At 74.9% G+C, this 8253-nt stretch carries 7 protein-coding genes; 4 read left to right on the top strand and 3 right to left on the bottom strand.

Annotated elements, in window-relative coordinates:
• On the top strand, positions 1-1947 hold a 1947-nt coding region (locus UWG_RS0116465; protein WP_016908321.1), incomplete at its 5' end, for an oxidoreductase.
• 12 nt (positions 1948-1959) lie between these two features.
• On the opposite strand, the gene UWG_RS0116460 is transcribed toward UWG_RS0116465, so the two are convergent.
• The 3 genes from UWG_RS0116460 to UWG_RS0116450 all read right to left on the bottom strand — a co-directional run bounded on the left by UWG_RS0116460 (position 1960) and on the right by UWG_RS0116450 (position 4855).
• Positions 1960-2238, bottom strand: coding sequence for a DUF3099 domain-containing protein (locus UWG_RS0116460; protein ID WP_016908320.1), 279 nt, complete (start codon positions 2236-2238; stop codon positions 1960-1962).
• Between the two features lie 87 nt (positions 2239-2325).
• Positions 2326-3174 (bottom strand): PaaX family transcriptional regulator, encoded by an 849-nt coding sequence (locus UWG_RS0116455; RefSeq protein ID WP_016908319.1) that lies wholly within the window; start codon positions 3172-3174, stop codon positions 2326-2328.
• Positions 3175-3184: 10 nt separating this feature from the next.
• Positions 3185-4855 carry an AMP-binding protein gene (locus tag UWG_RS0116450; RefSeq protein ID WP_016908318.1) on the bottom strand — a complete coding sequence of 557 codons (1671 nt, stop codon included), beginning with the start codon at positions 4853-4855 and terminating at the stop codon, positions 3185-3187.
• 313 nt (positions 4856-5168) lie between these two features.
• Between UWG_RS0116450 and UWG_RS0116445 the strand changes: the two genes are divergently transcribed.
• The 3 genes from UWG_RS0116445 to UWG_RS0116435 form a co-directional block, all read left to right on the top strand.
• Complete coding sequence (locus UWG_RS0116445) at positions 5169-6326, top strand: acyl-CoA dehydrogenase family protein (RefSeq protein ID WP_016908317.1); 1158 nt, start codon at positions 5169-5171, stop codon at positions 6324-6326.
• Complete coding sequence (locus UWG_RS0116440; protein ID WP_016908316.1) at positions 6323-6721, top strand: RidA family protein; 399 nt, start codon at positions 6323-6325, stop codon at positions 6719-6721. Before UWG_RS0116445 ends, UWG_RS0116440 begins: the two co-directional genes overlap by 4 nt.
• Before the next feature lie 325 nt (positions 6722-7046).
• Positions 7047-8253: ATP-binding cassette domain-containing protein (locus tag UWG_RS0116435; RefSeq protein ID WP_016908315.1), on the top strand; the 1207-nt coding region annotated here is incomplete at its 3' end.

The raw sequence follows: 8253 nt of genomic DNA, 5'->3' as shown, positions 1-8253 counted from the left end.
GGGGCCGCGCCCCCGCCGCACGCGCGGCTCGCGGCCGAGTACGACCTCGTCGTCGCGGCCGACGGCGTGCACAGCGCCGTCCGCACGGCCGGCGCCGCGCACTTCGCGCCGCACACCGTCGCACACCGGAGCCGGTACCTGTGGATGACCTGCGAACTCGCCCTGGAAGCCTTCCACTTCGAGACGGCGGAGACGCCGCACGGCGTCGTCCAACTCCACGCCTACCCGTACCGCACCGCCGAAGCGGCCGACGGACGCGCGCCCGCCGCGACCGTGCTCGTCGAGGCGCGCGACGAGGTGTGGGAGGCACTCGGACTCGACCGGCTGGGCGAGCGGGCGCGCGCCGAGCGGTGCGCGCGGCTCTTCCCGCACACCCTCGACGGCGCGCTCCCGCACAGCGACCAGCAGCGGGGCAGCGTCTTCCGCACCCTCGTCAACGGCCGCTGGTCGCACGGGAACACGGTCCTCATCGGGGACGCCGCGCACACCGCGCACTTCTCCATCGGCTCGGGGACGAAGCTCGCCATGGAGGACGCGCTCGCGCTCGCCGCCTGCCTCCGCGAACACGAGGGGATTCGGGCGGCGTTCGCCGCGTACGAGGAGGAGCGCCGCCCCGTCGTCGCGTCGACGCAGCGTGCGGCGCGCGCGAGCCTCGAGTGGTTCGAGGAGCTGCGCCGCTACACGGAGCAGCCGCCGTACCGGTTCGCCTTCAACCTCCTCACCCGCAGTCGCCGTGTCACGCACGGGAACCTGCGCCTGCGCGATCCGGCGTTCACCGCGGCCGTGGAGCGCGAGGCGGGCCAACCGGCGGGCACGCCCGCGATGTTCACCCCCTTCCGGCTCCGCGGGCTGCGGCTGCGCAACCGCGTCGTCGTCTCCTCGATGGACATGTACCGGGCGCAGGAGGGCGTGCCGGGCGACTTCCACCTCGTGCACCTCGCCGCGCGGGCGCTCGGCGGGGCGGGGCTCACCATGACGGAGATGGTCTGCGTCTCACCGCGCGGCAGGATCACGCCGGGCTGCACCGGGCTCTGGAACGCCGCGCAGGGCGACTCCTGGCGGCGCATCGTCGACGCCGTGCACCGCGAGTCGCCGACGGCGGCGATCGGCGTGCAGCTCGGCCACGCGGGCCGCAAGGGGTCGACACGGGTCATGTGGGAAGGCATCGACGAGCCGCTGCCCGAAGGCAACTGGCCGCTCGTCGCGCCGTCCCCGCTGCCGTACCTCCACGGCACCAGTCAGACGCCGCACGCGCTCGACGCGTCCGAACTGGCGGCGATCCGCGAGGAGTTCACGTCGGCGACGGAGCGCGCGGCGGCGGCGGGATTCGACCTCCTCGAACTCCACTGCGCACACGGCTACCTCCTCTCCTCCTTCCTGTCCCCGCTCACCAACCGGCGCACCGACGCCTACGGAGGGGACCTCGGGGGCCGCCTGCGCTACCCGCTGGAAGTCTTCGACGCGGTGCGCGGGACCTGGCCGGCCGACCGCCCGATGACGGTGCGCATCTCGGCGACGGACTGGGCGCCCGGCGGCACCACGGCCGAGGACGCCGTCCGCATCGCGGCGGCCTTCGCCGCGCACGGCGCCGACGCGGTCGACGTCTCGACGGGCCAGGTGGTCCCGGAGGAGCGGCCCGACTTCGGGCGCTCGTACCAGACCCCGTACGCCGACCTGATTCGCAACGCGCTCGGCGTCCCGGTGATCGCCGTCGGCGCCCTCTCGTCCTGGGACGACGTCAACTCGCTCCTCCTCGCAGGCCGCGCCGACCTCTGCGCACTCGCGAGGCCGCACCTGTGGGACCCGCACTGGACCCTCCACGCCGCCGCCGACCAGGGGTACGAGGGGCCAGGGGCGCCGTGGCCCGAGTCGTACCGCGCGGGGAGCAGGCGTCCGCCGGCGGGGAGGGAGGGAAGGCCCAGGCCGCGTCTCACGCTGGGGAGTTGAGAGGCCGGCGGCTCAACGCTCGTCCGAGCGCCCGTCGTCCTCCTCGTCCTCCGGCCAACTCGCGCCGGGCTCACCGCGGTTGGCGATGATGGCGGCTGTCGGCGGGAGGATCATGGCGACCACGCACATACCGATCGCCGCGGGCACCGACCAGAGGCGCACGAAGGCCCAGGCGCAGACGAAGAGCACGAGGCAGCACGCCATCAGCACGACGTAGACCCACCGCTTCCCCGTGGGCCGTCCGCGGGATCCCCGGCCGCTCCCGGCCGGATCGTCGGCGTCGCGTGGCATGCTCCCAGCGTACGGCGGAGCACCGGGGCGCACATGTGGAGCGCCCTGCGGCCACGGTGCGTGCGCGTGCGGTCGCCGAGGGGCGCGTCACCGCGGCTCCTCCGCACCCCTCACCTCCGCGACGAACTCCGCAGCGGGCCCGCCGAGCAGCTCGTGGAGACCGGCGAAGACCTCCGCCGAGCGCCGGCCCGGCCAGCCTGCCGGCAGCAGCGCGGCGGGCAGGCCGGGGTCGGCGTAGGGGAGGCGGCGCCAGGAGTCGAGGGCGTGCAGGTAGTCCCGGTAGGCGGGCTCCGGCGGGCGGGTGCGGCGGCGCCGCCAGGCCCGCAGGACGGGCTGCTGCTCGTCGAGGAAGGCGCGGTGGAGGGCGGCGATCCCCTCCAGGTCCCACCATCGCGAGACGGCTTCGGGCGTCGGCGCGAACCCGGTGTGCGTACCGCGGAAGAGGTCGACGTACTGCTCCAACTCCAGCCGTTCCAGGGTGTGTCGGGCCTCGTCCTCCAGGTGGGCGGGGGCGATCCAGACGCCGGGGGCCGCGTTGCCGAAGCCGAGCCGTGCGAGCCGCGAGCGGAGCAGGTGGCGCTGCGTGCGCAGCTCCTCGGGGACGGAGAAGACGGCGAGGAGCCAGCCGCCGCCCGGTTCCGGGCGTGCGTAGATCCGCCGGTCGCCGTCGGCGAGGAGCTCCCCGGCCGCCTGCGACGGGGCGTACGCCGCCGCCTTGCTGCCCGGCCGGTCGGCGGTGAGCAGACCGCGGCGCTTGAGCCGCGAGACGGCCGAGCGCACCGCCGGAGGGTCGACGCCGAGCGCGCCGAGGAGCCGGATCAGCGCGGCGACGGGCACACTCCCCGCGTCGCCGAACTCCCTTCCGTACGCGCCGTAGAAGGTGAGGATCAACGAGCCGGGCGAGCGCCGCGTGCCCTTGCTGGAGTCTGCCGCCACGGCGACAACTCTAGAGGTCTGTCGGCGCCGTTCCGGGGGCTCGTCCTCCGCTGCGCAGCCGGAACCGCTGGAGCTTCCCCGTCGGGGTGCGCGGCAGCGCGTCGGTGAAGACGAACTCGCGCGGCACCTTGTAGGGGACGAGCTCGCCCGCGGTGAACTCCCGCAGCCGCGCGGCGGTTTCGTCGTCGCGCGGCACGTCGTCGGCGAGGACGAGGTGCGCCACGACGACCTGTCCGCGCCGCGCGTCCGCCCGCCCGACGACGGCGGCCTCCGCGACGTCGGGATGGCGCAGCAGCGCCTCCTCCACCTCGGGGCCCGGCACGTTGTACCCGGAGGAGATGATCATGTCGTCCGCGCGCGCAACGTACCGGAAGCGGCCGTCGGGCTCTCGCACATACGTGTCGCCCGTCAGGTTCCAGCCGCCGCGTACGTAGGCGCGCTGCCGCTCGTCCGCCAGGTACCGGCAGCCGACGGGGCCGCGGACCGCGAGGAGTCCGGGCTCGCCGTCCGGGACGGGCGTGACGCCGTCGTCGGCGACGACGCGGGCGCGGAAGCCCGGCACGGGCAGCCCTGTGGTGCCGGGGCGGATCTCGTCGTCCGCGGCGGAGAGGAAGATGTGGAGCATCTCCGTCGCGCCGATGCCGTCGATGAGGCGGAGGCCGGTGTGCCGGTGCCATGCGTGCCAGGTTCCGGCCGGCAGGTGCTCGCCGGCGGAGACGCAGCGTCGCAGAGCTGCCAGGTCGTACGGTGCGTCGCGGAGGGCGGCGAGCATCCCGCGGTAGGCGGTCGGCGCGGTGAAGAACACGGAGACCCGGTGCCGCTCGATCGCCTCGAGCATCTGCGCGGGCCCCGACCAGTGCCCGAGGAGGGAGGCGGCTCCGGCGCGCAGCGGGAAGACGAGGAGGCCGCCGAGGCCGAACGTGAAGCCCAGCGGGGGGCTTCCGGCGAAGAGGTCGCCGGATGCGGGGCGGAGCACGCGGGCCGAGAACGTGTCGGCGATGGCGAGCACGTCCCGGTGGAAGTGCGCGCAGCCCTTGGGGTCGCCCGTGGTGCCCGAGGTGTAGGCGAGGAGCGCGACGTCGTCGGCGGCCGTCGGTACGGCCTCGTACCGCGGCGGCTTCCGTGCGGCGCGTCGGAAGAGTTCGTCGGGTCTCCCGTCGCCGAAGACGGCGGTGCGCAGGCCGGGGACGCCGGCCGCGGTGAGCCCGTCGAGCGAGTCGGCCGAGCAGACGGCGTGCCGGATGCGGGCGAGCCGGCAGACGGTGGCCAGCTCTCCGGGGCGCTGCCCGGCGAGGACGGTGACCGCGACACCGCCCGCCTTCATCACGGCGAGCCAACACGCAGCCAATTCGGGGCTGTTGGGGCCGCGTAAGAGCACCCGGTTGCCCGGGAGCAACTCCAGGTCTTCGGTGAGGGTGTGCGCCAACCGGTCGACGTGGGCGCGCAGTTCCCCGTACGTCCAGTCGATGTCGGGGGCTCCCGGGTCGGCCGAGGGGCCCCGCAGTGCCGGGCGGTCGGGGCCGTGGCGGGCGAGGGTCGTGTCGAGGAGTTCGGCGCCGCAGTTGAGGCGTGCCGGATAGGCGAGCCCGGCGCCCTCGAGGTCGAGCGAGGGCCACTCCTCGGCGGGCGGGAGGTGGTCCCTGGCGAAGGTGTCGGCGTGTGCGGACGGGCTCAACTCCATTGCCGTGACGCCCCCTCGGCGGTTCGCGCGCGGTCGGCTGAGCCGGGCCGCCGGTGCGTGGCCCGGGTCTTGCGTGGTCGGCTGCGCCCCGCGAGACGCCGTCGCGGCCGGGGCCGCTCGACGCGGCGGGACATGCGTCCTCGTGCGTGCGTGGTGCCGGTTCGGGCGCCCGTCGTACGCCGGTGCGCGGTGGCGGGAACCTGCTGTGGTGGGTTGAGCGTAGCGATATGGTGACGGCAGTCAATGCCTCCCGATATACGGGACGTTCCGCGCGCGGCCCCGTGTCGCGGGCCGTCGGACGGAGGGAGCGGCGATGCCGGTCTACGCGCTCGAACCCGAACAGCACTGCTGGAGCGAGGAGTTGCGCGGACTCGCGGCCGAACGCCTCGCCCCGCTGACGGGCGAGGCCGCGCCCGGACGCCTCAACCGCCCGCTCGTCGCCGAGCTGGGCCGCCTCGGCCTCCTCGCGCGCGTCGTTCCCGCACCCGTGCCCGAGCCGGCCCCCGACGGCAAGGGCCCGGACTCCGTCTCCACCGTCGACCTCTGCATACTGCGCGAGTCCCTCGCCCGGGTCACCACCGAGGCGGAGACCGCGCTCGCCCTCCAAGGGCTCGGCGCGGGACCGCTCGTCGAGGCCGGTACGACACCGCAGCGCGCCCGGTGGCTCCCGCCGCTCGCCTCGGGTGCCGCCGTCGCCGCCTTCGCGCTGAGCGAGCCGCAGGCCGGCAGCGACGCGGCGGCGCTCACGCTCACCGCCGAGCCCGACGGTGCCGGCCGCCACCGGCTCGACGGCACCAAGACGTGGATCTCCAACGCGCCCGAGGCGGACGTCTACACCGTCTTCGCGCGCACGGGAGAGGCGCCGGGCGCGCACGGGATCACCGCCTACCTCGTCCCCGCCGACCGCCCGGGGCTGCGGGGCGAGCCGCTCGACATGCTTTCGCCGCACCCCCTCGGCACCGTGGAGTTCGAGGGCGTCCCCGTCACGGAAGACGACCGGATCGGCCCGGCCGGCGGGGGGTTCCGGCTCGCGATGCGCACGCTCAACCGCTTCCGCCCCAGCGTCGGCGCCTTCGCCGTCGGCATGGCCGGTGCCGCCCTCGACGCGTCGCTCCACCACGCCGACGAGCGGCGCGCGTTCGGCGGCCCGCTGCGCCGACAGCAGTCCGTCGCCCACACGTTGGCGGAGATGGCCACGCGGACCGAGGCCGCGAGAACGCTCGTCTACGCCGCGGCCGCCGCCTGCGACCGCGGCGACCCGGACACCGCGCGCCGCTCGGCGATGGCGAAGCTCTTCGCCACGGAGACGGCGCAGTACGTCGTCGACTCCGCCGTCCAGCTCCACGGCGCCTCGGCACTCCGCCGTGGGCACCTCCTCGAACACCTCTACAGGGAGGTGCGCGCACCGCGGATCTACGAGGGGGCGACCGAGGTGCAGCGCACCCTGATCGCGAAGGAGCTCTACCGATGAGACCCCTCCGCACCAACCCGGCCGAGCTCTCCCCGCCCAAGGGGTTCTCGCACGCCGTCACCACGACCGGCACCCGGACCGTCCACCTCGCGGGCCAGACGGCGCTCGATCCGGAAGGCCGGATCGTCGGCGGCACGCTTCCCGAGCAGTTCGAGCAGTCCCTGAGCAACCTGCTCACCGCGCTGCGCGCAGCCGGAGGCGAGGCCGGCCACCTGGCTCGCGTCACCGTCTACACCGTCGACGTGCCCCGATACCGCTCGCACGCCCGGGAGTTGGGCCGGACATGGCACCGGCTGGCGGGCCGCGAGTACCCGGCCATGGCGGTGCTGGGCGTAGCGGCGCTCTGGGACCCCGAGGCGCTCGTGGAGATCGACGGGGTGGCCGTCCTGCCCTGACGCGCCGTGCTCGGGAAACTGTGCAGCGTGGCGGGAAACCGGCCGCTCCGCCGCCGCGGGAGGGGGTTGGGGTACCCTGCCCAGGTCCTGTCGTCTCAGAATGAGGTGGACGTTGCGCATCTGAGGTCCGCGAACATCGCGCGGTACGGCACAGCCGTACGCCGCCGGTCGGCATCCGACCCGTCGCGGCGCCGCGCAGATGCGACCTCGGTGCATGCCGCCCCTCGCCTTCGCAGGGCCGTCAGCGCTCCCGCGTCCTTCGCCGTCACCCAGCGGTGCTCGCACACGTAGCCCCCGCCCACCGCGCACGCGACTGCGAGAACCCATGAACACCGCCCCGAACCCCTTCCTGACCTGCTCCGCGCTCACCTTCCGCTGGCCCGACGGCACCGGCGTCCTGGAGGACCTCTCCCTCACCGTGGGCCGCGGCCGCACCGGGCTCGTCGGCGCCAACGGCTCGGGCAAGTCGACCCTGCTGCGCCTCTTCGCCGGTGAACTCCGGCCGGCCGGCGGCTCGGTGACCGTCGGCGGCAGCCTCGCCCACCTGCCGCAGCACGTGACGCTCGACACCGGGCTCCGCGTCGACGAGGCGCTCGGCGTCGCCGAGCGCCGGGCCGCGCTCCATGCGATCGAGTCGGGCGACGTCGACGAGGCCCACTTCGAAACGGTCGGCGACGACTGGGACGTCGAGGAGCGGGCGCTGGCGACACTCGGCTCCCTCGGCCTCGACCACCTGCAACTCGACCGCTCCGTGGGGGAGATGTCGGGCGGTGAGACCGTGCTCCTGCGCCTCGCCGCGCTGCTCCTCGCGCGCCCGGACGTGCTGCTCCTCGACGAGCCGACCAACAACCTCGACCTCTTCGCCAGGCGTCGGCTCCACGAGGTGGTGGAGTCGTGGCGCTCCGGCGTACTCGTCGTCGTCAGCCACGACGTCGAGCTGCTGGAGCGCGTGGACCGCACCGCGGAGCTCCGCTCCGGCTCCGTCGACTGGTACGGCGGCGGCTGGTCGGCCTACCAGGAGGCGCTCGCGGCCCGACAGGCCGCCGCGGGCCGCACGTTGCGCGCCGCGGAGGCCGACGTACGCCGGCAGAAGCGCGAAGTGGAGGAGGCGCAGGTGAAGTCGGCGCGGCGGCAGCGGCAGAGCAAGAAGCTCGACGCGCAGCGGCGGGCCCCGCGGATCGTAGCGGGCGGGAAGAAGCGGGCCGGGCAGGAGTCTGCGGGAAAGCTGCGCGGCCTCCAGGAGAGCCGGCTCAGGGACGCGGAGGAGCGCCGCGAGGAGGCGGCGGGAGCCGTCCGCAGCGACGAGGAGATCCGCGTCAGCCTGCCGGGCACGGTCGTTCCGTCCGGACGCACCGTGCTCCGACTCGACGGTGTGCGGCCGCGGTTCGGCAGCGCCGACGTGATCGACCTCACGGTGCGGGGGCCCGAGCGCCTCGCGCTCGTCGGCCGCAACGGAGCGGGGAAGACGACGCTCCTGCGTACGCTCACGGGCGAACTCCCTCCGCTCGCAGGCGCGGTGGAGGCGCTCGTCC

Origin of the sequence: Streptomyces xiaopingdaonensis, from assembly GCF_000262345.1 — a bacterium.
GTDB classification, from domain to species: domain Bacteria; phylum Actinomycetota; class Actinomycetes; order Streptomycetales; family Streptomycetaceae; genus Streptomyces; species Streptomyces xiaopingdaonensis.
Note: the sequence above shows the minus strand (reverse complement) of the source record. Positions and strands in the feature narration are given on the sequence as shown.

Bases quoted from the DNA above. Each gene is read 5' to 3' on its own strand.
- UWG_RS0116460 (WP_016908320.1), bottom strand. From the start codon at position 2,238: ATGCCACGCGACGCCGACGATCCGGCCGGGAGCGGCCGGGGATCCCGC.
- UWG_RS0116450 (WP_016908318.1), bottom strand. From the start codon at position 4,855: ATGGAGTTGAGCCCGTCCGCACACGCCGACACCTTCGCCAGGGACCAC.
- UWG_RS0116445 (WP_016908317.1), top strand. From the start codon at position 5,169: ATGCCGGTCTACGCGCTCGAACCCGAACAGCACTGCTGGAGCGAGGAG.
- UWG_RS0116440 (WP_016908316.1), top strand. From the start codon at position 6,323: ATGAGACCCCTCCGCACCAACCCGGCCGAGCTCTCCCCGCCCAAGGGG.